Annotated in this window: 19 protein-coding genes and 1 pseudogene; 11 read left to right on the plus strand and 9 right to left on the minus strand. The window is 62.1% G+C overall.

The window, feature by feature from the left end; translation table 11 throughout:
• The 3 genes and pseudogenes from DLM46_RS37705 to DLM46_RS37715 all read right to left on the minus strand — a co-directional run.
• Positions 1-275 (minus strand): annotated as a pseudogene (locus DLM46_RS37705) (metal-dependent hydrolase); the annotation flags it as partial.
• 219 nt (positions 276-494) lie between these two features.
• Entirely contained in the window at positions 495-839 is a 345-nt protein-coding gene (locus DLM46_RS37710) for a sugar ABC transporter ATPase (RefSeq protein ID WP_208866437.1), read from the minus strand.
• A gap of 287 nt (positions 840-1,126) precedes the next feature.
• Positions 1,127-2,278: a porin gene (locus tag DLM46_RS37715; RefSeq protein WP_115109843.1), complete on the minus strand. Its 1,152-nt coding sequence runs from the start codon at positions 2,276-2,278 to the stop codon at positions 1,127-1,129.
• Between the two features lie 626 nt (positions 2,279-2,904).
• On the opposite strand from DLM46_RS37715, the gene DLM46_RS37720 reads away from it, so the two are divergent.
• Positions 2,905-3,441 (plus strand): hypothetical protein, encoded by a 537-nt coding sequence (locus DLM46_RS37720; protein ID WP_115109844.1) that lies wholly within the window; start codon positions 2,905-2,907, stop codon positions 3,439-3,441.
• Positions 3,442-3,553: 112 nt separating this feature from the next.
• Here the strand turns inward: DLM46_RS37720 and DLM46_RS37725 are convergent, their stop codons facing one another.
• Positions 3,554-3,988: a hypothetical protein gene (locus DLM46_RS37725; protein ID WP_115109845.1), complete on the minus strand. Its 435-nt coding sequence runs from the start codon at positions 3,986-3,988 to the stop codon at positions 3,554-3,556.
• Positions 3,989-4,228: 240 nt separating this feature from the next.
• Here DLM46_RS37725 and DLM46_RS37730 point away from each other — a divergent pair, with 240 nt between their 5' ends.
• The 6 genes from DLM46_RS37730 (at position 4,229) to ggt (ending at position 11,134) form a co-directional block, all read left to right on the plus strand.
• Positions 4,229-4,942, plus strand: coding sequence for a CDP-alcohol phosphatidyltransferase family protein (locus DLM46_RS37730; RefSeq protein WP_115109846.1), 714 nt, complete (start codon positions 4,229-4,231; stop codon positions 4,940-4,942).
• Positions 4,939-5,760: a HalD/BesD family halogenase gene (locus DLM46_RS37735; RefSeq protein ID WP_115109847.1), complete on the plus strand. Its 822-nt coding sequence runs from the start codon at positions 4,939-4,941 to the stop codon at positions 5,758-5,760. The genes DLM46_RS37730 and DLM46_RS37735 overlap by 4 nt, the downstream gene beginning before the upstream one ends.
• Positions 5,757-6,776, plus strand: a complete 1,020-nt coding sequence (locus DLM46_RS37740; RefSeq protein ID WP_115109848.1) for a flippase-like domain-containing protein — start codon at positions 5,757-5,759, stop codon at positions 6,774-6,776. Before DLM46_RS37735 ends, DLM46_RS37740 begins: the two co-directional genes overlap by 4 nt.
• Before the next feature lie 27 nt (positions 6,777-6,803).
• Complete coding sequence (locus tag DLM46_RS37745; RefSeq protein WP_115109849.1) at positions 6,804-7,568, plus strand: phosphocholine cytidylyltransferase family protein; 765 nt, start codon at positions 6,804-6,806, stop codon at positions 7,566-7,568.
• A gap of 193 nt (positions 7,569-7,761) precedes the next feature.
• Positions 7,762-9,165, plus strand: a complete 1,404-nt coding sequence (locus tag DLM46_RS37750; RefSeq protein WP_115109850.1) for an MFS transporter — start codon at positions 7,762-7,764, stop codon at positions 9,163-9,165.
• A 235-nt stretch (positions 9,166-9,400) separates the two neighbouring features.
• Positions 9,401-11,134, plus strand: a complete 1,734-nt coding sequence (ggt, locus tag DLM46_RS37755; protein ID WP_115109851.1) for a gamma-glutamyltransferase — start codon at positions 9,401-9,403, stop codon at positions 11,132-11,134.
• A gap of 107 nt (positions 11,135-11,241) precedes the next feature.
• On the opposite strand, the gene DLM46_RS37760 is transcribed toward ggt, so the two are convergent.
• Positions 11,242-12,279 carry a S1C family serine protease gene (locus DLM46_RS37760; protein ID WP_115109853.1) on the minus strand — a complete coding sequence of 346 codons (1,038 nt, stop codon included), beginning with the start codon at positions 12,277-12,279 and terminating at the stop codon, positions 11,242-11,244.
• A 188-nt stretch (positions 12,280-12,467) separates the two neighbouring features.
• Here DLM46_RS37760 and DLM46_RS37765 point away from each other — a divergent pair, with 188 nt between their 5' ends.
• Together DLM46_RS37765 and ppk2 are read left to right on the plus strand one after the other, a co-directional pair.
• A complete protein-coding gene (locus DLM46_RS37765; RefSeq protein WP_115109877.1) occupies positions 12,468-12,884 on the plus strand; it encodes a VOC family protein in 417 nt (138 codons plus the stop codon).
• A gap of 207 nt (positions 12,885-13,091) precedes the next feature.
• Complete coding sequence (ppk2, locus tag DLM46_RS37770) at positions 13,092-14,018, plus strand: polyphosphate kinase 2 (RefSeq protein WP_115109856.1); 927 nt, start codon at positions 13,092-13,094, stop codon at positions 14,016-14,018.
• A gap of 49 nt (positions 14,019-14,067) precedes the next feature.
• Here the strand turns inward: ppk2 and DLM46_RS37775 are convergent, their stop codons facing one another.
• A complete protein-coding gene (locus tag DLM46_RS37775; protein ID WP_115109858.1) occupies positions 14,068-14,451 on the minus strand; it encodes a VOC family protein in 384 nt (127 codons plus the stop codon).
• A gap of 176 nt (positions 14,452-14,627) precedes the next feature.
• On the minus strand, positions 14,628-16,214 hold the full coding sequence (locus DLM46_RS37780; protein WP_115109864.1) for an inorganic phosphate transporter: 1,587 nt from the start codon (positions 16,212-16,214) through the stop codon (positions 14,628-14,630).
• 370 nt (positions 16,215-16,584) lie between these two features.
• On the opposite strand from DLM46_RS37780, the gene DLM46_RS37785 reads away from it, so the two are divergent.
• Positions 16,585-17,478 carry a CHAD domain-containing protein gene (locus DLM46_RS37785; protein ID WP_115109866.1) on the plus strand — a complete coding sequence of 298 codons (894 nt, stop codon included), beginning with the start codon at positions 16,585-16,587 and terminating at the stop codon, positions 17,476-17,478.
• 121 nt (positions 17,479-17,599) lie between these two features.
• On the opposite strand, the gene DLM46_RS37790 is transcribed toward DLM46_RS37785, so the two are convergent.
• On the minus strand, positions 17,600-18,652 hold the full coding sequence (locus DLM46_RS37790; protein ID WP_115109869.1) for a VTT domain-containing protein: 1,053 nt from the start codon (positions 18,650-18,652) through the stop codon (positions 17,600-17,602).
• Between the two features lie 521 nt (positions 18,653-19,173).
• Between DLM46_RS37790 and DLM46_RS40820 the strand changes: the two genes are divergently transcribed.
• The gene (locus DLM46_RS40820; RefSeq protein ID WP_165848158.1) at positions 19,174-19,380 is read left to right on the plus strand and encodes a hypothetical protein; all 207 of its coding nucleotides are present in this window, start codon (positions 19,174-19,176) and stop codon (positions 19,378-19,380) included.
• 159 nt (positions 19,381-19,539) lie between these two features.
• On the opposite strand, the gene rpoD is transcribed toward DLM46_RS40820, so the two are convergent.
• Entirely contained in the window at positions 19,540-21,534 is a 1,995-nt protein-coding gene (gene rpoD / locus DLM46_RS37800; RefSeq protein WP_115109873.1) for an RNA polymerase sigma factor RpoD, read from the minus strand.
• Positions 21,535-22,141: the final 607 nt, after the last annotated feature.

Here is a 22,141-nt window from a genome sequence, read left to right on the forward strand (position 1 = left end):
ACCGAATGCCCGAGCCAGTGATAGGAAAACGCCAGCAGCGCCAGCCAGCCAATCCCCCAATGCGTCAGCGTGCGATGCGTAATCCACAGCCGCCGCGCCCGCGACCACCAGGCCACTTCGAGCCAGTCCGGCGCCGTGCTCCCCGCCACGCCGGCGATGAAACTCAGCAGCACGCCAGCGTGAAACGAACCGCCGCCACCGGTGCGCGCGACAACAGCCGCGGCGATGGCGCCAGCCGCAAAACCGGTCGCGTGATGTGCTTTGTTGGATGCCATCGAAGGTCGCGACGCAACGCGCCGCATGAAAGACAAGGGGCGGCTATGTTCGCAGATGCGCGCGTAAAAAAATAGCCGAAGCGTGACTTCAAAAAAATCACGTTCCGGCGTGGCGGCGAACTACGAACAGGACGACAAAACAGCGCGACAAGACGGCGCTACAAAACGACGCGGCAAACGACGCGGCAAACGACGCGGTAAACAACCCAGCAAAAAAACTCAGGTCGCGCAGCGGGCAATATCGAAGCGCATTTCCGGTTCCGGCGGATCGTCCGGCGCGTTCGCCGGATGCATCACCTTGATGACTGAACCGGCGTTCAACGGCGTCAGCGTGACGAAATACGAGTTATTAGAATCCGAGCCGACGGCAATTTCAGTCGCGCCGCCGACGCGTGACATGCGCACGCGCGACAAGCGGTCCTGGAGACAACCGGCGATATCGGCAGGCGCGCGCTGCGAAGAGACATACATCATCGGCTGGGATGCGTCGCGGGCGGCGGGGCCGCCGGAAGAGCCGCAGGCGGCGAGCAGAACAACAGGAGCAAGCAGGAGGAGTCTTTTCATGATCGGATCGTCGGCGTCCCCGGTCGTGCACGGGAACTTGGGGCGCGGGCGAAGCGCGACGAGATTGACCGTAACGCCATGCTTCGCGACGAAGCCGCCGTTCAGCCGCAGCGACGTCGCGGCGAGGAAGGCAGCGGCGCCCAGTATACCTACCGCATGCTGGCGCCGTCACTCTCGCCAAGTCGAAATGCAAGCCCCATGAAAAAACCCGCGCATGATCGTGTCACGCGCGGGTTTGATTGCAGACCGGATCGGTACATCCGACCCGCGCGTACCGCTAGAAAAACTTAGAAACGGTGACGCAGCCCGACAGCCGCGGCAACCTGGTTGCCGGTCGACGACGGTGCCAGCGTGTTGATCGCCGCGACGTTCGCGCCGAAGTTGCCGAGCTGGCCCGATGCGTGCTGGTACACGCCTTCCAGGTACACGTCGGTGCGCTTGCTCAGCGAGTAGTCGCCTTGCAGCGACACGGTGTGCCACTTCGGATCGCCCGAACCGTTCGAACCCGACATCTTGCCGTCGGTGAACGTGTACGACGCCGCGAGGCTCAGAGCCGGCGTCAGCGCATAACGGCCGTTCAGCTCGTAGTTGTCCAGGTGCAGATTCGTGCCCGCCAGGCCAGGCAGCGTCGTGCCGCCGACGTCCACGCCGGTGATGCCGTCCAGTTGCGTATGCGTGTACACGAAGCCGGCGGTTGCCGGGCCATACGAGTAGTTGATGCCCGCGCCGAACGTGCGTTGCAGGTTGGCCGCGACAGCCGCGGTGCCGTCGCCTTGCGACACGGCGCCGCCCAGGTTGGAGCTGCCCGACTTGTTCAGTTGCAGGTAAGCGGCAGCAACGCTCAACGGGCCGTTGTCATACGAAGCACCGGCGCTCCATGCGCGGTTGTTCGAGAACTGGCCGGCCGAGTTGCTGAAGCCATACAGGCCGCCGAACTTGAGGCCGGCGTAATTCGCGCTCGTGTACTTCACGGCGTTCTTGATCGAGAACGAGTTGTCGAGATTGTCGTTGTCGAACGGGTGAGCAGCCAGATTGTTGCCGTAGCCCGCGCCCGCTTCGGACAGCGGCGCGAGGAAGTCGACCACGGAGTCGTACTGTCGGCCGAGTGTCAGCGTGCCGTACCGGTCGCTCTGCAAACCGACGAAGGCCTGACGATTGAACATCGTGCTGCTTTCCGAGAACTGGCCGTTATTCAGGTTGAAGCCGTTCTCCAACGTGAAGATCGCGTGCAGACCGCCGCCGAGGTCTTCACTGCCGCGCAGACCGAAGTAGGTGTTCGACACCGAACCGCTGCCTTGCTGCCAGTTGCTGTGGCCGCCCTGGTTGTTCGAATAGACGAGACCGGCGTCCATCGTGCCGTACAACGTGACGCTGCTTTGTGCGTGCGCGGTGAGCGCAAACGCGCCCATGATGCCCGCAACGATGAGGGTTTTTTTCATGTTTCATAACTCCGAGACAGTGCATTAGAGAATCGCATTCCAGTGCTCACCGCCGATCCCGCGGGCAGCCTGACGATCCGCTGCGAAGTGTATTCCTGCTATTCATTTATTTACACGCATGCGACACAACAATGATTTACCGATTCCGTAATGGCGAATCTGAATCGCGTAAGTGCGGGTAAATAAAGAAAAAGTCTGTTTGAGCCGAGATTAGTGGTTGGCTTGTCAATATGTCCGGCGTTGCTCGATCACGACGGCCTTGCTGGGCTTTGGTCTGCGTGGATTAGCGTGTAAGAATTCGCAATATGCGATTCCCCCATTTTTCTGCAATACACTCTTCCTGTTCGTGAGGTCTTTCTCTACTGAATCCGGTTCTACAATTCATTTTGCCCTTTGACCAAGGGTGCCTTTTTCATCTTTTATACGCGGCTTCCGGGCCGCGTTTTTTCGCCTTTTTTATAATAGATTTATAAGTTCCATCAAAAAGGCGAAGTTGATTATTTCGATTAACGGTGTTCCCGTCTGGACTTGTCCGTTCGTCATAGCGCCGCGTTTGGCGGGTGCGGGGCGGGTAGAATCGCGTGCTCGAGATGTGTTTTCGCCCCGCGACCGTGAGTGAACCTGTAATGACCGATACCCCCCTTCCATCGTCCGATACCGCTGCCGATTCCACGACGGAAGGCTCGTCCGAAATGCCCGAAACCCAGCACGAAGCGCGTCTGTGGCGCGACGACGGCTGGACCGCGCGCGTCATCAAGAACGAAGACGACGAAGGCTGGGCCGTCGAAATGATCAAGGACGGCGAAGCGGAGCCGGCGCTCGTCGGCCCGTGGACCATGGGCCGCAACAAGAAGGATCCGAAGCCGCTCGATACGTCGGCATTCAACACGCTGGTGAAAACCGCGTCGGAAGTGCTGCGCCGCCACGAGCAGCAATTGCGTGCGCAGTTGCATAAAGAGGTGAGAGTGGCCAGCGCCGACGGCGAAGACGAACTCGACATCACGCTGGATATCGTTCCCGACGAAGACGAGCCGTACGCGCTGCTGACCGCGCTCGACGCCTTCGGCGAACAGCTCGCGCAAGTGCAGGTCGCGCCGAACTTCAAGCTCAGCAAGGCGAGCGCCGCTGCGTGGGTCGAAAACGCGTTTCGCCGGCCGGGCTGATCCGGCGTGGCGGCGGTCCAAGCGCCGCTCGATCCGCTGGTGCGCGCGAACTATGAGGACCGGTTCGGCGCGTCGGTGGGTTTACCTGGCGGCTGATCCGGCCTACCGCCCTTCAACTCCGCTTGCAGAAAATCGCCGTCACGAGCGGCGCCACGTGATGCACGATCGCCGTGCTGCCGGCCCCGGCGATAGCGTTCTGCACCTTGGACTCGCCGCCGAACACCACCACGCCGTAAGCGGATTGCGCGACAGGTTCGCCATCTCCGACGCGAAACATCGGATCGTCTTTCTCGTAGCCGACCACCGCGAACACACGAAAGCCGAACGCGGTCAGCTCGGCGCCCTGGGCCGGCGAAAACGCGTTGATCGAATTGCTCTCCACCCGCATCGGCTTCGGATCGATCATCTGTTGCTGCGCGAGATCGGCAATGAACTGGTGGCCGCTCTCATTGCACAACAGCGGTGCATCGAGCGTGGCGGCACGGCTTGCTAGCGGCAGCGCCGCAAAGGACAGCGCAAGGACTACAGAAGAAAAGAAGCGTTTCATAGGCGTGAATGGCGACCCGTATTCGATGTGATGTGTTTGCAACGGGCGGCGGCTACTGGACGAGACCCGAGAGACGTTGCGCATCGAAGTAATGGGGTGTAACAGGCGCAACTGGATTCGCACTTTATCTCGATTCGGCAAATCTTGCTCGGGCGCGCTCACGCGGCGGCAACGAATGGACCTCGAAGAAACGTGCGGTAAGAAAGCAATCTTTCATGATCCCGTATATATTTCCGGGTTATGACTTCGCGACAAAAAAATCCAACGAACGTTCCGCCGCCCAGAACATGGGATGCCCGGCTCGCTCGCCGGCTCGTGACGCCGCTCGTCAACACGTGGGTCACGCCGAATCACCTCACCACGCTGCGTCTGCTGATCGGCGTCGTGGGAGCGCTGTGCCTCGCTCACGGCGGCTTTGCATGGGCCAATGCGGGTGCTTTGCTGATCGTGCTGTCGAATTTTGCCGATCATACGGACGGCGAACTCGCGCGCATCGGCGGCAAGTCGAGCCGAATCGGTCATTTTTACGACCTCGCGTGTGACGCCGTCGTGACGGTCATGTTGTTCGTCGGCATGGGCATGGGGGTCGGGGCAACGCACGTCGGCGATCTGAAAATCGCCCCCGGCCTGCTGGGCGCCGTTGCCGGCGTCGCGGTCGCGCTGATTTTCTTCCTGCGCATGCGCATCGAGGAAATGGCAGGCAAGGCGGGTACCAAACAGGCATCGCTCGGGGGCTTCGAAACCGAAGACGTCCTGTACCTGCTGCCAATCGTCACACTGACGAGCGTCGTGACGCCATTTATCGTGGCAGCGGCGATCGGCGCGCCGCTCTTTGCCGTCTGGGTGGTGGTCGACTTCTGGCGCACCGCGCGCCGCGCCGCCCGCCCCGCGGCGTCGCCCGCCGGCGGCGCTTCTGATGCTTCCAAAACCCGTCAAATGTGGGCCAGCGAATGAGTACGCACGCCGAAGACGACGTGATCTCGCCGATGTCCACCGAACGTTCGCCGAGTTCGTCGCCGACCACCGCTGCACCCAATGTCGACCGCGCGGTCGCAAACCGCACGCGCACATTCGACAACCCGCGTCTGCGCAAGGATTTCGCCGCTCAGGACGCGTTCCTGTATCTGGAGGACTTCCTCGCTCCCGAAGTCACCGCTCAGCTCGTCCAGAGCGCGCGAGGGCTCCTCGGCGAGGTCAACCGCAACTATCTGCCGGGGCACAAGCAGGGCGGCAGTGTGAGCCGTCATACGATCGACCGCCTCGCGCCGTTCATCGCCGAGCTGTACCGCTCGAAAGAACTGATCGGCTGGCTCGAGCAGTTGAGCGGCGACAAGCTGCAGGTGTCGCCCGCGGACGATCCGCACGCTTACGCGCTGTACTACTACACGCGCGCCGGCGACCACATCGGGTGGCACTACGATACTTCGTACTATGACGGCCGGCGCTACACGCTGCTGCTCGGCGTGATTGACGAATCGTCGTGCCGGCTCGACTACGAATTGCATACGCGCAATCCGGACGTGCCGGATCAGCCCGGCTCGGTGCAGATCCCGCCGGGCGGTCTGGTGTTCTTCGACGGTGACAAGCTACGTCACCGGATCACGCCGGCGGCGGCAAACGAAATGCGCGTATCGCTGACCTTCGAATACGTCACCGATCCGAACATGCGGCCGTGGCGCCGGTTCATCTCGAACATGAAGGACGCGATCGCGTACTTCGGTTTCCGTCAGGTCTTCCGTCAGATGACCAGGCGCGGCAAGGATCACGCATGACGCGCGCGGCTCTGATTCTGCTGTCGCTTGGGACGGCGCTTTTTGTCGGCCTGCTCGCATGGCAGGGTTTTGGCTCGATCGCCTCGACGCTGCTCGCGGCGGGCTGGGGTCTCGCGCTCGTCGCAGCGTTCCATCTGGTGCCGCTTGTGCTCGACGCCGGCGCAATCTCGGTGTTGTTCCAACGGCATCGCGACGGCGTGCATCACGATCTGACGCTGCGCCACGCGCTGTTCGCGCGCTGGATCGGCGAATCGGTGAATAGCCTGTTGCCGGCCGGCCAGATCGGCGGTCCGGTCGTGATGGTGCGGCAGCTGTCGCAGCGTGGCATGCGCATGCGCGATGCGGCAGCCGCGATCACCGTCAGCACGACGGCTCAGGCGCTCGCGCAAATCGTCTTCGCGCTGCTCGGGCTGCTGCTGTTCGGCGCGAACGCGGCGCACGGCACGCTACATGACTTGCAAACCGCCACGCTGATCGCCACCGGCGTGCTGGCCGCGATGATCGCAGGCTTCTACTACGCGCAGCGGCGCGGGCTGTTCGGCCGTTTGATGGGCGTCATCGCGAAGATGTTCGGCAAGCGCGACTGGTCGTCCCTCATGACGCGCGCCGAAGCCGTCGACGCCGCCGTGCAGGCGATCTACCGCGAACGCGGCCGCGTAGCGGCGAGTTTCGCGCTGAGTCTGCTGGGCTGGATTGTCGGCACGGTCGAGGTGTGGCTCGCGCTGCGCTTTCTCGGCCACCCCGTGGACTGGATCGATGCATTGCTGCTCGAAAGCCTCGGCCAGGCGATCCGTGGCGCGGCGTTCATGATTCCCGGCTCGCTCGGCGTGCAGGAGGGCGGTTATCTGTTGCTCGCTCCGCTGGTCGGTTTGCCGCCGGATGCCGCGCTGGCGTTGTCGCTCGCCAAGCGCGCCCGCGAAATCCTGCTGGGCTTGCCGGGTCTGCTGGTTTTGCACATCAGCGAACGAAGCTGGCAGCGGCGGCGCGCCACGGCGCGCGTGCCGGTTGCCGATTAATCTCCGTATCTTTTCAAAGGACCGCGCATGCGTGCCATCATCCTCGCAGCGGGCCTCGGCCTGCGTCTTCAGCAACCGCCGCAAGCACAGTTCCCGAAGTGTCTGTTGCAGTTCGACGGCATGAGCCTGCTCGAACGGCATCTGCAAATGCTGGAAACCGCCGGCGTCACGGATGTCGTGCTGGCGCTCGGTTTCCAGCCGGAATCGGTTCAGGCTGAGTTGGCGCGCATCAACTGGCCGCATGAGGTGGAAACCGTGCTGAACCCGCGTTTCGACCTAGGCAGTGTGCTGACGGTGCATACGGTGGCCGAGGCGCTGACGCGCGGCGGCGACGTGCTGCTGATGGACGCCGACGTGCTGTACGACGAGCGCATTCTCAGCGCGCTGGTGGCGGGCGAGACGGTCAACCGTCTGTTGATCGACCGTGACTTCGAAGCCGGCGACGAACCCGTCAAGCTGTGCCTGAAAGACGGCGTGCCGGTCGAATTGCGTAAGCAGCTCGCGGTCAATCTCGAGTACGACACGATTGGCGAATCGGTGGGTTTCTTCCGCTTTCGCGAAGAAACCGCCCGGCGTTTTGCGCAGATCGTGGCCGGTTATGTGGATAGCGGCCGGGCCAACATGCCGCACGAAGAAGCGGTGCGCGACCTCTTGCTGGAACGCAGCCAGGTGTTCGATACGGCCGACGTGACCGGCGCGCCGTGGATCGAAATCGACTTCCCGAACGATGTCGAGCGTGCAGGCAGTGAGATTCTGCCGCAGCTGCAACCGCTGGTCGGCGCGTCGCGTTAAGTCTCGTTCCTCGATCATCGCCGCTGTAATGTGCGCGCTATTGCATCGTGACGCCGGCCGCATGCCGGCTCACGATCGCCTCTGAAGTCCCTGCTTTTCCCTTCCCGGACATCCCGTTCAACAACATATGTTGTCGATGCGATGCGATAATCGCGGCTTTACGCCGACGGCCTAGCACACCGTCGTCCTGCCAATGCCTCTTGCTCTAGGCACTTTCATCGTCCCACTGATCGTCGCGTGTGCGATGTTCATGGAAAACGTGGATGGCACGGTCATCGTGACGTCGCTGCCGGTTCTGGCGCGCGATCTCGGCCAGGACCCCATCACCCTCAAGCTGGCCGTGACGGCTTATGTCATCGGTCTCGGCGTCTTCATTCCAATCTGCGGCTGGGTGGCGGACCGCTTCGGCTCTCGCACGGTGTTTCGCACGGCAATCGGTATCTTCATGGCTGGCTCGCTGATGTGCGCGGCCTCCACTTCGCTCGGCACCTTCGTGGTTGCGCGCTTCGTGCAAGGCATCGGCGGCGCGATGATGGTGCCCGTGGGGCGCATCATCATTTTCCGCTCGGTGCCGAAGTCGGACTTCATTCGAGCGGTCAACTATCTGACCGTGCCCGCGCTGCTTGGGCCGATGGTCGGACCGCCGCTCGGCGGCTTTATCACGACGTATCTGCACTGGCGTCTGATCTTCTTCGTCAACATTCCCATCGGCCTGCTGGGCATCTGGCTCGCGAACAAGCACATCGCCAACGTGCGCGAGGCGCATCCTGGGCGGCTCGACTGGACCGGGTTTGTGCTGTCCGCGAGCGGGGCATCGCTGTTCATGCTCGGGTTGTCGCTGGTGGGCGGCGAGCTGGTGTCGAACGCGGTGTCGTTTAGCATGTGCGCGCTCGGCGTGGTGCTGCTGCTGATTTACGCGCTGTACGCGAGCCGTGTCGAATTGCCGGTGCTCGACCTGCGGCTGCTGCGCATTCCGAGTTTTCACGCGAGCGTGGCGGGCGGTTCGCTGTTTCGCGTCGGGCTCGGCGCGGTGCCGTTTCTATTGCCGCTCGCGTTGCAGGAAGGCCTGGGCATGACCGCGTTCGTGTCAGGGTCGATCACGTGTGCGTCCGCGTTCGGGTCGATCTTCATGAAGGCGGCCGCGTCGCGCATTCTCGGCCGCTACGGTTTCCGCACCGTGCTGATGTTCAATGCGGGCTGTGCCGGGTTGGTCATTGCGGGATACGGGCTGTTCTTTCCCGGTACTCCGCATTGGCTGATCTGGTGTGTGGTGCTGTTCGGCGGCTTCTTTCCGTCGTTGCAGTTCACGTCGTTGAACACCCTCGCGTATGCGGATATTCCGAGCCGCGACGTCGGCCGCGCGACGAGTGTGGCGAGCGTGATCCAGCAGATGTCGCTGGGGCTCGGCGTGACGATTGCCGGCATCGTGCTGCAGATCTCGCATAACGTACAGGGTCATTCGAGCATCGTCTTCTCCGATTTCTGGCCGGCGTTCCTCGTGGTCGGCCTGTTCTCGTTCCTGTCGATTCCGGTGACGGCGCGTTTGCCGCATGGCAGTGGCGACGAAATCGCGCGCGGCGGAAGAGGGCGAGGCTGATTGCGGCGCTCGTACTGCGCCCGATAGCGTTGAACGCACGCCGCATGCGATGCCGGTTCGAGCCGTTGCCCGCCGCACAATTCGTCGCCGTTTATCGTGATCGAGCGACGCGATTTTTGTGTGACGCAGTATGCACCGATTGTGTGCAACGACCTGGCCAATGCCGGACCGGCATGTTATAAGCCCAAGGCAGCGGTTCCCCTTGTCACAAGAGCAATGTCACGGAGGAGGTTCAATGAGGTTGTTTCACAACGCTAAAGCGTCCGCGAGCGGGCTCGCGCTGGTCGCACTCGTTTCCGTTTCGGCAGGCTTTCTGGAAGCTACGCCCGCTTACGCCAAACCGCCCGCAAAAGCGCAACCGGCCGTTCTCACCGCTTCCGCCATTGCGGTCGCCGACAAGTACAGCGCCGACGCCGCCGAGCAGATCCTCAAGGAAGGCGGCAATGCCGTCGATGCGGCAGTCGCGATTGCCTTCACCCTGGCCGTGACCTATCCGGAAGCGGGCAATATCGGTGGCGGCGGTTTCATGACGCTCTATGTCGACGGCAAGCCGTACTTCCTCGACTATCGCGAACGGGCTCCGCTGGCAGCCACCAAGAACATGTATCTCGACGACAAGGGCGAAGTCATCAAGGGCATGAGCCTGTTCGGCTATCGCGCGGTCGGCGTGCCGGGCACGGTCGACGGCATGTGGCAAGCGCAACGCCGTTTCGGCAAGCTCAAATGGAAGCAGGTGCTCGCGCCGGCGATTCACTATGCACGCGACGGCTTTGAAGTCAGCCAGCAATTGCAGGATCGTCGCGACGAGGCGGCGAAAGACTTCGCCGGCAAGACCAATTTCGACACCTACTTCGGCAATCTGAAGCAGGGCGTCAACTTCAAGCAAGCCGATCTTGCCGCGGTGCTTACGCGCATTTCGGATCAAGGCGCGAAAGACTTCTACAGGGGCAAGACGGCCGATCTGATCGCGGCTTCCATGCGCGGTCACGGTCTGATGACGAAGGCCGATCTGCAGCAGTACAAGGCTGTATGGCGCCAGCCGATCCAGGCGGACTGGAACGGTTATCGCGTCTACACGGCGCCGCCGCCGAGCTCGGGCGGCATCGGTCTCGTGCAATTGCTGAAGATGAAGGCCGATATCGCACCCGACTTCAAGGACGTCACGCTCAATTCTCCGCAATACGTGCATCTGATCGCGGAAATCGAAAAGCGCGTGTTCGCCGACCGCGCGCAGTATCTCGGCGATCCTGACTTCTACAAGGTGCCGATCGCGCAATTGACCGACGACGCCTACATCGCCAAGCGTGCCGGCGAAGTCAATCCGAACGCGCCTTCGGACACGAAGAGCATTCAGGCCGGCCTCGGCACGTCGATGCCGGAGAAGGCGGAAACCACGCACTTCTCGGTGATCGACAAGTGGGGTAACGCGGTGTCGAACACGTACACGATCAACGGCTACTTCGGCTCGGGCGTGGTCGCGGACCGTACCGGTATCGTGCTGAACGACGAGATGGACGACTTCTCCGCCAAGCCGGGTGTCGCCAACATGTTCGGCGTGGTGGGCAGCGATGCGAATTCGATCGAACCGAAGAAGCGCCCGTTGTCGTCGATGAGCCCGACCATCCTGACCAAGGACGGCAAGGTGTCGCTCGTGATCGGCACGCCGGGCGGTTCGCGCATCTTCACGTCGATCTTCCAGGTGATCAACAACATTTACGACTTCAACATGCCGTTGCAGGAAGCCGTTGGCGCGATGCGCTTCCATCATCAGTTGTTGCCGCCGAACACGATTTTCTGGGAGCCGTACAAGCCGATCGAAGGCGAACTCGCCAAGCAGATCGAAGCCAAGGGCTACATGCTGAAGGGGCAGGATTTCAGCGGCGACATCCAGGCGATCAAGGTCAATGGCGATACGCCGGAAGCCGCGGCCGATCCGCGCGGCCGTGGCGTGACGCGCGTGATCCAGTAAGCGTTTGCTTCGAGCCGGGCGGTGCGTCGTGACGACGTGCTGCGTTTAACAGAAAAGCCTCGCGCTGATTTCGCGCGAGGCTTTTTTATTGCGGAGGAAGCGGTCAATCAGCTGGTCTGCTCGACCGGTGTCAGCGTCAATTCGAGCCGTTGCGCACCGCGCAAGACCGTTATGTTGACGAGTTTGTCGATACGCGAGGCATCGAGCGTGCGTTGCAGGCTATCGACGTCCTGCACCGCGAGCGCGTCGATCGCGACGATCGTATCGTCGGTGCGCAGGCCGCCGAGGGCGGCCGGGCTGCCTTTGACGATTTCCATTACCTGCACGCCGCTCTCCGAACCCAAGCCGAAATAGCGCTGCATGCGGCGCGACAGCGGCCTCGTCGTCCCAGCCACGCCGATGTACGCGCGCCGCACATGCCCGTACGCAAAGATCTGCATGATGACCCACTTGGCGGTGTCGATCGCAGTGGCGAAGCAGATCGCCTGCGCGCCGGGAATGATCGCGGTGTTCACACCGATCACCTGGCCCGCGGAATTGATTAGCGGACCGCCCGAATTGCCCGGATTGAGCGCGGCGTCGGTCTGGATCACGTCGTAGATCATGCGGCCCGAGGTCGACCGCAGCGAGCGGCCGAGCGCCGACACCACGCCGGTGGTGACGGTTTGCGCGAGCCCGAGCGGATTGCCGACCGCGATCGCAATCTGCCCGACCTTCAGCCGCGACGATTCGCCGAGTTCGACGTGCGGCAAGGGCTCGGGCGAGCCGATACGCAGCACGGCCAGATCGCTGCTGGGGTCGTCGCCCACCAGATCGGCGTCGAATTTCGCGCCGTCGGCGAGCGTGACGCGAATGTGCGTGGCGCCGTGCACGACGTGGCTGTTGGTGAGCAGGTAGCCGTCGGGTGTGAACAGGAAGCCGGAGCCGGTGCCGCCGCGCGCGTTGCGGCTACCCGCTTTGCCCGGCAACCGGCGTTCGACGGAAATGAAGGCGACCGCCTGCCGAACCCGTTCCAGCGCGCTGATGACGGTGCGGGAATAGGCGTCGAGCAGAGCGTCGTCGGATAACGGATTGAGTGTGGGTGGCCCGGAGGCGTCGGACGCGGCGCGCGGCAGGTCATCGATGAAGCTAGGGCGGCTTCCCATGGTGATGCTCCGGATGAACGGGAATGGAGATGCAGGGCGTCGCGTGGGTTTTCAAGAGCGGTCCAGGCCTCAGTGCACAGGCGCTGCCTGTGAGACACTTTCCCGTGCCGGCCTGCGCCGCCGTGCCTGCGGGAATAATGTCCGCGCGCGGTGACTGGCGGGCTTGCCATGCCAAGGAGACAGCCAGAATGAACTCGCCCGCCACATCGGTCGCAGGGACTACAGCGGCCGCAGCGACCGCGCCGACGGAACCGCAGATCGAATCGCTCAGCGCCATCACCCTCGCCACCCGCGATATGCCGCGCGCGGTGTTGTTTTACGAAGCGCTCGGTTTCCCGATGAAATTCGGCGGCCCGCAGGAAGCGTTTACGTCGTTTGCGTTCGGCGGCTCGTATCTGAATCTGATCGTCGATGCGCGTGCGCCGGTCAACTGGTGGGGCCGCGTAATCATCCATGTTTCGAATGTCGACGCGCTCTACCGGAAAGCGCTGGCGGCCGGGCTGAAGCCGTCGCTCGAACCGTCCGACGCGCCGTGGGGCGAGCGATACTTTCACATCACCGATCCGGACGGTCACGAATTGAGCTTCGCCAGGCCGCTGCGCTAACGCCGGACGGGCTTGCAAAACTCGCTATCATGGTTCTCAGCAAGGCGTGCAGGCCGCCGGCGCGCGCCCATTTGCGCAAACCCGCCGCAAGCTCGCAGCTTTCAGACCGGTAACACGGCTGACACCTCGCGCTTCGATAATCGACGTATTTGCGTGCGCCGCGTTCGCGTGGCGCACGTGTTCATTTCTGTTGCCAGGAGAGCCGCGATGAAAGAGCTGGATTCGAGACCCGACGCCGAAATGCTGGCAGAGCGGCAGCGCCGTTTCGAGGAAGACCTCATCGATGCGTACGACGAGGAGCTCGAAATGGAGATCGACGACCGGATTATTGACGGCGCCGAGGGTTTCACGCCTGAGCATCGCGAGGCGCGCAAGCGGTACTTCCGCGAGCTGTTCCGGCTGCAGGGCGAACTCGTCAAGCTGCAGGACTGGATTGTGCAGACTGGTCATCGGCTCGTGGTGATTTTCGAAGGACGCGATGCGGCGGGTAAGGGCGGCGCGATCAAACGCATCACGCAGCGGCTCAACCCGCGCGTATGCCGCGTCGCAGCACTGCCGGCGCCGAATAACCGCGAACGTACGCAATGGTATTTCCAGCGCTACGTGTCGCATCTGCCGGCGGGCGGTGAAATGGTGTTGTTCGACCGCAGCTGGTACAACCGCGCGGGCGTCGAGCGCGTGATGAATTTTTGCAGCGACGAGGAGTACGAGGAGTTCTTCCGTTCTGTGCCGGAATTCGAAAAGATGCTGGCGAGAAGCGGCGTGCAGATTCTCAAATACTGGTTTTCGATCACCGACGAAGAGCAGGAAATCCGCTTCCAGAACCGCATCCACGATCCGCTCAAACAGTGGAAACTGAGCCCGATGGATCTGGAAAGCCGGCGCCGCTGGGAAGCCTATACGCAGGCCAAGGAAGTCATGCTGCAACGCTCGCACATTCCCGAAGCGCCGTGGTGGGTCGTGCAGGCGGTCGACAAGAAGCGCGCCCGGCTGAACTGCATTCACCATCTGCTGAGCCAGGTGCCGTATCACGAAATCGAGCACCCGCATATCGAACTGCCGGCGCGGGTCTATAACGACGAATACAGCCGCCAGCCGGTGCCGCAATCGATGATCGTGCCGGAAGTGTATTGATTGCCGGACCGGCGAAATACAACAGGCGGCAAAAGACGGGGAGCAGACTCTACGCGCCGAGTTTATAAGGGCGCGTCATGACCTCGAGCAAGTGGCCGTCGGGATCGTCGAAGTAGACACCGCGGCCGCCGTTGTGCAGATAGGTTTCGCCTGCCCGTTGTTTGCCGGGGTCCGCCCAGTACTGAAGGCCCCCGTCACGAATGCGCGGAAAGACCTGGTCGAATTCGTCGTCGCTGATCAGAAACGCGTAATGCTGCATGGCGATCTTGCCGTCGCTTTCGCAGAAGTCCAGCGAGACGCCGTTTGCAAGCTGAACGACCAGCATCTGGCCGAACTCGATGGGGCTCGGCAGCCCCAGAATGTCGATGAGAAATTTTGCCGACTTCTGCTTGTCGCGGCACCAGACGATGGTGTGGTTTAGCTCTACGCTCATGTTGTGCTCTCACCTGTTTTGGCCGCGGAGGTCCTTCCTCGCCAGGAAGGACTTTGCATTGCACCACGGATTCGCGCCATGGATTACAACATAGCCGACGCCCGACGGCATTCAAGTGAAATATAACGACAGCCGCGGCTCATCCGGGGCCGGCCGCCTGACCGGCCCCGGCGGCTCTAGAACACCATCCGGAACAGCCAGTACAAGCCTGCGGCCAGTGCGATCGAAACCGGCAGCGTCAGCACCCACGCGAGGATCAGGCTGCGCACGGTATCCCATTGCAAGCCGGAGCCGTTGGCCGCCATGGTTCCGGCCACGCCCGACGACAATACGTGTGTTGTCGAGACCGGCAAGCCGTACACGTCGGCCGCGCCGATCGTCAGCATCGCCACCAGTTCAGCCGATGCTCCCTGGCCGTAGGTCAGATGCTGTTTGCCGATCTTCTCGCCGACCGTCACGACGATGCGTTTCCAGCCCACCATCGTGCCGAGACCCAGCGCGATGGCGACCGCGACCTTGACCCACGTCGGGATGAACTTCGTCGCGTGATCGGTTTGCGTCTTGAAGTTCTTGATGGCCTTGGCGTCGTCCGGGGAGAAGGCGGGCTGTTTGGCCTTGTCCATCAGGCGGATCGCTTCGGACGCGACATACATATTGTTGCGCACGTTATCGACGATGCTTTGCGGCACGGCCGCCATCGATCCCGATGCGCCGACCTGCTGACCAATCTGCGCGGTCAGTTGCTGCAAAGCCGGCACGGTCGCAGGCGTCAACTGGCGTGTGCGCACATAGGCTTCGACGTCGGCGCGCGGGTCCTCGGAAGGCGCCGCGCCGTTGGTGTACTTGGCAAGCGTCGCCGAGGCTTGCTGCGAGACCGCGAGGTAGGTCTGCGTTTCGGCCGGCGTGACCGCCTTGTTCAGCGCATACGCTGTCGGCACCGTACCGATCAGGATCAGCATGATGAGGCCCATGCCTTTCTGGCCGTCGTTCGAACCGTGCGCGAACGAAACACCGGTGCAGGTCAGAATCAGCAGGCAGCGAATCCAGAACGGCGGCGGTTCCTTGCCCTTCGGCTCGGCATACAAGCCGGGAACGCGCACCACGGCTTTCAGGATCAGCAGCAGTAAGCCGGCCGCCAGAAAGCCGACCAGCGGCGAAAACAGCAACGACTTGCCGACGCCGAGGGCCTGGTTCCAGTCAACACCGCTGGTGCCGGATGGGCCATGCATCAGCTGATTCATCAGGCCCACGCCGATAATCGAGCCGATCAGCGTATGCGAGCTGGACGAGGGCAGTCCGAAATACCAGGTGCCGAGATTCCAGATGATCGCGGCGATCAGCAGCGCAAAGACCATCGCGAAGCCGGCGCTGCTGCCCACTTGCAAGATCAGCTCGACAGGCAGCAGTTGCAGGATGCCGAACGCCACGGCACCGCTTGAAGTAAGCACACCGAGAAAATTCCATGCACCGGACCAGACCACCGCAATGTTGGGCGCGAGCGAGTGCGTGTAAATCACGGTAGCAACGGCATTCGCGGTGTCATGAAAACCGTTGACGAACTCGAAACCGAGTGCGATCAGGAGGGCGATACCAAGCAGGATAAAAGGCAGAACAGAGGCTTCGCGAACCGACTGTAAATCGTCCAGCAAATGGGTGGCGCAATAGACGGCGCCCACTGCGATCACAACCAGGAAAATGATAAGGCCGAGATTACGTCCCTTGCCGCTTGTAGCGCCTGGTTGCGGATACGAAAGTTCCGGCATGGCCTGTGTCCTCAAAGTTTGTCGCGGGGCTTCCGATCGTGAGCGGGCCGTGTGTCGCAATGATGACAACGGTGTGACGCCCGGGTGGGGCTGGATCTGGAGAGGCAGCGCGCTGATATTCTCCACGCACCGAAGGATATGCCGCCAGAGACGTGGCGGTTTTGAATGCTTAGCGGTCCGAAAAACACCCGCTGCGCGGCTGGGGAGATATCTCCTGATGAAGCGTCATCGGTGCCGCGGTTATAACGCCGCAAGCTCCGCAAGAATCATTCCTGAAAAGTGCCCTATGGCTAACTTATGCGTACTGCCTGAATACCCGTCAGCACCTTTTTTTGCTACGCTGCAGAGAGAGTTTTTTGAAGGATGTTCGATGAAACGCGAAAGCCTGAAGGGCGAAAAAAGCCCCGACAAACATGCCGACAAGCACGCGGCGGATAAGCAGCCGGCCGGCGAACAGCCCTCTGCGGAGGCGGCGTTCGCGTCGTACGCGGCGCCACTCGTCGATCGTGCCATCGAATACGCGGGCGCGGTGCGCGAGGATGCATCGCCCGAAGCGCTGCATCAGTTGCGCGTGTCGCTGCGGCGCCTGCGCTCGCTGTGGTGGGCGTTCGAGCCGCGGCTCGACAAGGGCGAGAATACGCGGCAACGGGCGCTGTACAAGTACCTGGCGACGGCGGCGGGCAAAACACGCGATTGGGACATTCTGATCGAACTGATGACGCAGAACGATACCGGCGCGCAGGCAATGGCGCCGAAACTCGAAGAGATCCGCAGCGGCGCGTTGGCAACTAGCCGCGAAACCCTCTCGAACGCGGACGTCAAGCATCTGTTGCGCGATGCGTTGAGCAGCGCCGCCAAGGAGCTGAACACTGCGCATGAGCGCGTGCCGCTGAGCAAATTCGCCGACCAACGCGTGGCCGTTTCCGAACGCTCGTTACGCAAGCGCATGAAGCGCGCGTCTCGCGCCAAGCGCTCCAATTACACATCGTTTCATGACGTCAGAAAGGCTGGCAAGAGACTGCGCTATCTGCTCGAATTTTTCGGACCGGTTCTGCACGACAGCCACAAACGTACGCTTAAACTGCTTAAGCAGATTCAGAAACGCTTCGGTACGTTGAACGATATTGTCGCAAGCGAGATGCTGCTGCGTGACAACGTAGCCTTGCTGGCGGGTTCGGGCGACATCGAGGCGGCGCTTCAATGGTTCAGGAAGGAACGCAAGCGCCGGATGCGGTCGGCCGCGGGGCTGCTGCGCAAGTTGTGAAGCAACCGGGCGCCGCCGCGCGTGCCCGAACAAAAGAGCTGGACGAACCCTATTTGCGATGTGCGTCGAACTGATTAGCCAGGCGATTCTGTTGCGAAGGAGGCGATGCGCACATGCCGCGTCAAGCGTCTTCGCTGCGCCGTGGAGCGAGTCCGCGTAGCGTGACTGCGTCGTGAGTGTCGCCGGGTGGTTTCGCAGTGTGTTTGCCGGTCGTCAGTTCGTCGACGGGCGAAAGCGGCTCGACGGGAAAGCCGCGCCGTTGCCATGCGTCCAGACCGCCTCTTAGTGCGCGAATCCGCGTGTAACCGTTGCGGCGCATCCGTTCCGTGATGTCGACGGCAGTCGCGTCGTCCGCGCAGATGCAATAAATCACAGTGTCATAGGCGAGCAACGCGCCGTCGATCTGTTCGGGGGAGTGCGGGTCGAGCGCCAGCGCACCGGGGATGCAGCACGCCGCCTCATGCGTCAGCGCCTCCGGACGCGCGTCCAGGATCATGGGCGGGGCGATGCGGCGCCATCCGGGCGACGCTGCGGCTGGATCGGCATCGGGTGCGGCCAGCGCCAACCGCCGGTGCCGGCGCGCGCGGCGCTGCTGCTGCAGACGAAACGCCAGGTACGCCAATGCGGCTGCCAGCAGGATGTGGACGACCGTGCCGCCGCGTGCGCTGACGAAGGCGAGCAGCATATGCAGCTGTTTTTCAGCTGCGGCGCCGCCGAGCAGCCAGAAGGTGGCCCAGGCCATCGTGCCCGCAATGTCCCAGGCTGCATAGATGCGTGCATCGACGGCTGTCGTGCCCATCAACGGCGGGGTGAGGAGCGCGAGCCCGGGGACGAACTTCGAGATCGACACGAGTGGGACGCCGAAGCGCTCGAATAGCGAGCGTGCTTTGCCGACTTTCGAATCGATGACTGGCGAGAGCCGGCTGAGCACGGAGATCAGTCTGCGGCCGTAGATGCGGCCCGCGGTGAACCATGTGCCGTCGCCGATGAGCGCACCGAGAACGGCGGCGACGAGAACCGGCCAGAAATTCAGCGAGCCGGCTGCAATCGCCGAACCCGCGAGCAGTAGCATGGGGACCGCGGGGATCGGCACGCCGAGGCGTGTCAACAGGACGTTCAGGAATACGACTGCGGCGCCCCAGGTCGAAACCGCCGAAGACGGAAACTCTACCAATTGTGATGCTCCTGTTGGCTGGAGGTTTTTTGCTTGGGCGCAAAAGGTGTTCGTGTGGGGTTTAGGTTCTTATTTTGGTGAGAATACTCGAAGGGAAGCAAGGGGTGGTTTTCGGCCTTTGAAAAGAAACCGAACAGAGCCACATGGGACGTCTCGCTTACTCTCCCTTACGGACACTCAAGATTTGCCTCCCCGACGTCGATAGACCCTATAACCAACCATGCGTCGAGCTGCGTCTTTGCGGACGCGCGCAAGTACGTGCTGACCAAACCGCCGTGGAAAACGGGACGGCGCGCGCGTAAGAAATGAAGGGGAGCTTGCCGTGCAAATCAACAGTGTGTCGTCCTCTACAGCATCGGGACCAGGTAGCTCTGTGGTGAGCAAGGAAGCGACGAAAAAAATCGCCTGCTACCGGGAACGACGCGTCTATCCAGACAGAGTCCAAGCCTGAAACTTCTACGCAGGATGCTGCAGTTCATATCTCTGGGCAGGGCGCCGCGACGGCCGCGCAGGAGGCGGGCATGGGGCAGCAAGACGCGGCGCCAAGCGCCTCGGCTGCGGACGACGCGTCCGCAACCGACGTCTCGGCGGCCAAGTCGTTTGCCTACGGCACGCTCGGCCTCGAGCGGCCGGATCGGCCTCACGAAAAGCACAACGCGTTCTATACCGCGGGGCGTTGGCTCGCTGCGGGAATTACTATCGGCGGGCTCATTTCGTTGCTCGCCTGAAGCGTTGCGCCTCGGCATGCGAGCCGGACTGCGGCGACAATCGCCGTCGACGCAATCGGTATGAGATGTGGGGGTGAACTGAGGGGGTGAGATGCCGCTCGCCAATGCTGCGCGGCTTGCGCTTGCCGTGCATCGCGCACGACAAGCGCAACGGCCTGCTTAGCGGTCGAGGAACGACTTCAGTCGATCCGCGCGGCTCGGATGCATCAGCTTGCGCATCGCCTTGCTTTCGATCTGGCGAATCCGCTCGCGCGTGACGTCGAACTGTTTGCCGACTTCTTCCAGCGTATGGTCCGACTTCGTGTTGATGCCATAGCGCATGCGCAGCACCTTCGCTTCCCGCGGCGACAGCGAGTCGAGCGCGTCGTCGATCGCGGCACGCAAGTCGGCCTGCATCGCTGCGTCGGCCGGCGAGGAAGCGGCCGAATCTTCGATCATGTCGCCGAGCGTGGCGTCGCCGTCGTCACCTACTGGCGTTTCCATCGAAACCGGCTGCTTGGCGATCTTCAGAATGCCGCGCACTTTCTCTTCCGACAGTTCCATGCGTTCAGCCAGCACGGAAGGATGCGCTTCCTGGCCGGTCTGCTGCAAAATTTCGCGCGAAATGCGGTTGAGCTTGTTGATCGTCTCGATCATGTGCACCGGCACGCGAATCGTGCGCGCCTGGTCGGCGAGTGAACGCGTCACGGCCTGGCGAACCCACCACGTCGCGTACGTCGAAAACTTCCAGCCGCGCCGATATTCGAACTTGTCGACTGCCTTCATCAAACCGATGTTGCCTTCCTGGATCAGGTCGAGGAAGAGCATGCCGCGGTTCACATACTTCTTCGCGATCGAAATCACGAGACGCAGATTCGCCTCGATCATCTCGCTCTTGGCCTTGCGCATCTTCGACTCAGCCGCGACCATCTGGCGATTGATCTCTTTCAGATGCTTGAGCGGCAGCGAAACCGTCGCTTCGATGTCGAGCAGCTTTTGCTGTTCCGACTGAATGGCGGGCAGATTGCGCTCGAGCGCCGCACCGAACGACGATGCCCCGCGCGCTGCGCGCTCCGTCCAGCCGAGGTCGGCTTCGTGGCCCTTGAACGATTCGATGAACTGCTCGCGCGGCATGCCGCTCTTCGTCACGACGATCTGCAGAATGCGGCGCTCGATTTCACGCACCTGTGCGACCTGGTGTTGCACGTCGCCGCAAAGGCGGTCGATGGTGCGCGCCGTGAAGCGAATCTTTGCGAGGTGCTGCTGAATCTCTTCGCGGGCACGCAGATAAGCTTTCGAGGTGACGTCGCCGCGCGTGTGCGACGCGTTCATCTGGTCGTACAGGAGGCCGACCTGGGTGAAGATCTCGAGGCAATCGCTAGTCAGCTGCTTCAGACGTGCTTCGTCCGCCGCCGAGGAATCGGCCGGGCCGATGTCGTCGTCGCTATCGCTGTCGTCGTCATCGCTGGTGTCGGTATCGACTTCGGCGATCGCATCCGCGCTCGCATCTTCTTCCGTAGCAGCGGAATCCTCATTGAGACCGTCGACCAGTTCGTCGATGCGAAGCTCGCCGTCCACGACCTGTTGGGCGCTGGCCAGGATTGCGGAGATCGCGAGCGGGCAAGCGGCAATCGCCTGCACCATTTCGTGCAGACCGTCTTCGATGCGCTTTGCAATTGCGATCTCGCCCGCACGGGTCAGCAGCTCGGTTGCGCCCATCTCGCGCATGTACATGCGCACGGGGTCGGTTGTGCGGCCGAATTCGGAGTCGACCGTCGACAGCGCGACTTCGGTCTCCTCGTCTGCCTGATCGTCCGACACCACCGCGGGCGCATTCGAATTCAGCAGCAGGGTTTCAGCATCCGGAGCCTGCTCGTAGACCTGCACACCCATGTCGTTGAACGCGCTGACGATGCTGTCGATCGCCGCGGTTTGCGCGAAGTTGTCGGGCAGGTGATCGTTGATCTGAGCGTGGGTCAGGTAGCCTTGCTCCTTGCCCAGCTGGATCAGCGCGCGCATCTGGCGCTGACGCTCTTCGGCCTGCTGCGGCGGCAACTCGGCTGCTACGGGGATCGCCTTGCCGGCGGCCTTGCCTTTGCCGGCGCGGCCGGAGGGTGCCTTGGCGGCGTAGCCTGCCGTTTCGTGTTGCGAATCTTCGCGATCAAAAGGGTTCACGTATTCTCCTCTAGAGGCTTCGCTATGAGACGCAAGACGCGACCGTCAGGCGTTTCGAGCATGGCTCAACATCACCTGAGTGACTCAACGCGGTTGTTTGGCTGTGCTCTGGGGAGCAAAAAAGATGAGCCCGCTCGAAGCGGGCCGATAGAGATGCACGAAATTCGCGCGGCTCGCATTATATACGAGCTTGCGCCATTGCGCGCATTTTGAGCATGCCAATTCGTGTTCTCACTCGCGGTGGACTCAGTCACGGTCTGCCCAAGCGTCAAGCGCGTGCCTGTCAGGGATGCGCATCATCAGTACACCACGCGCAAGGACGGGTCCCTCACTATAGATGAACTCGTTCGTCCTCACACGATGCGATCGCTACGGGCGAGCCTGCTGTATATAGGGGAGCACAACTTTTAGCGTCGATTCGCACTTACCCAAAAGAAAATTCACAAAAGGGGGTTGACGACGTGGCAGTCGCTCTCCATAATCTCGTTTCTCTGCTGCTGATGCAGCGACGCAGAACGAAGCGGTGCCGGGTGGTTGTGAGGTTGACGACGCGCGGTGCGGTGACGGTGGTGACTGCGGAAGCGATCTTTAAAAATTAACAGCCGAT

It is taken from the genome of Paraburkholderia lacunae (assembly GCF_003353175.1).
GTDB lineage: Bacteria > Pseudomonadota > Gammaproteobacteria > Burkholderiales > Burkholderiaceae > Paraburkholderia > Paraburkholderia lacunae.

Coding starts and splice junctions, on each gene's coding strand:
- DLM46_RS37710 (WP_208866437.1), bottom strand. CDS start 839: ATGAAAAGACTCCTCCTGCTTGCTCCTGTTGTTCTGCTCGCCGCCTGC.
- DLM46_RS37715 (WP_115109843.1), bottom strand. CDS start 2,278: ATGAAAAAAACCCTCATCGTTGCGGGCATCATGGGCGCGTTTGCGCTC.
- DLM46_RS37720 (WP_115109844.1), top strand. CDS start 2,905: ATGACCGATACCCCCCTTCCATCGTCCGATACCGCTGCCGATTCCACG.
- DLM46_RS37725 (WP_115109845.1), bottom strand. CDS start 3,988: ATGAAACGCTTCTTTTCTTCTGTAGTCCTTGCGCTGTCCTTTGCGGCG.
- DLM46_RS37730 (WP_115109846.1), top strand. CDS start 4,229: ATGACTTCGCGACAAAAAAATCCAACGAACGTTCCGCCGCCCAGAACA.
- DLM46_RS37735 (WP_115109847.1), top strand. CDS start 4,939: ATGAGTACGCACGCCGAAGACGACGTGATCTCGCCGATGTCCACCGAA.
- DLM46_RS37740 (WP_115109848.1), top strand. CDS start 5,757: ATGACGCGCGCGGCTCTGATTCTGCTGTCGCTTGGGACGGCGCTTTTT.
- DLM46_RS37745 (WP_115109849.1), top strand. CDS start 6,804: ATGCGTGCCATCATCCTCGCAGCGGGCCTCGGCCTGCGTCTTCAGCAA.
- DLM46_RS37750 (WP_115109850.1), top strand. CDS start 7,762: ATGCCTCTTGCTCTAGGCACTTTCATCGTCCCACTGATCGTCGCGTGT.
- ggt (WP_115109851.1), top strand. CDS start 9,401: ATGAGGTTGTTTCACAACGCTAAAGCGTCCGCGAGCGGGCTCGCGCTG.
- DLM46_RS37760 (WP_115109853.1), bottom strand. CDS start 12,279: ATGGGAAGCCGCCCTAGCTTCATCGATGACCTGCCGCGCGCCGCGTCC.
- DLM46_RS37765 (WP_115109877.1), top strand. CDS start 12,468: ATGAACTCGCCCGCCACATCGGTCGCAGGGACTACAGCGGCCGCAGCG.
- ppk2 (WP_115109856.1), top strand. CDS start 13,092: ATGAAAGAGCTGGATTCGAGACCCGACGCCGAAATGCTGGCAGAGCGG.
- DLM46_RS37775 (WP_115109858.1), bottom strand. CDS start 14,451: ATGAGCGTAGAGCTAAACCACACCATCGTCTGGTGCCGCGACAAGCAG.
- DLM46_RS37780 (WP_115109864.1), bottom strand. CDS start 16,214: ATGCCGGAACTTTCGTATCCGCAACCAGGCGCTACAAGCGGCAAGGGA.
- DLM46_RS37785 (WP_115109866.1), top strand. CDS start 16,585: ATGAAACGCGAAAGCCTGAAGGGCGAAAAAAGCCCCGACAAACATGCC.
- DLM46_RS40820 (WP_165848158.1), top strand. CDS start 19,174: ATGGGGCAGCAAGACGCGGCGCCAAGCGCCTCGGCTGCGGACGACGCG.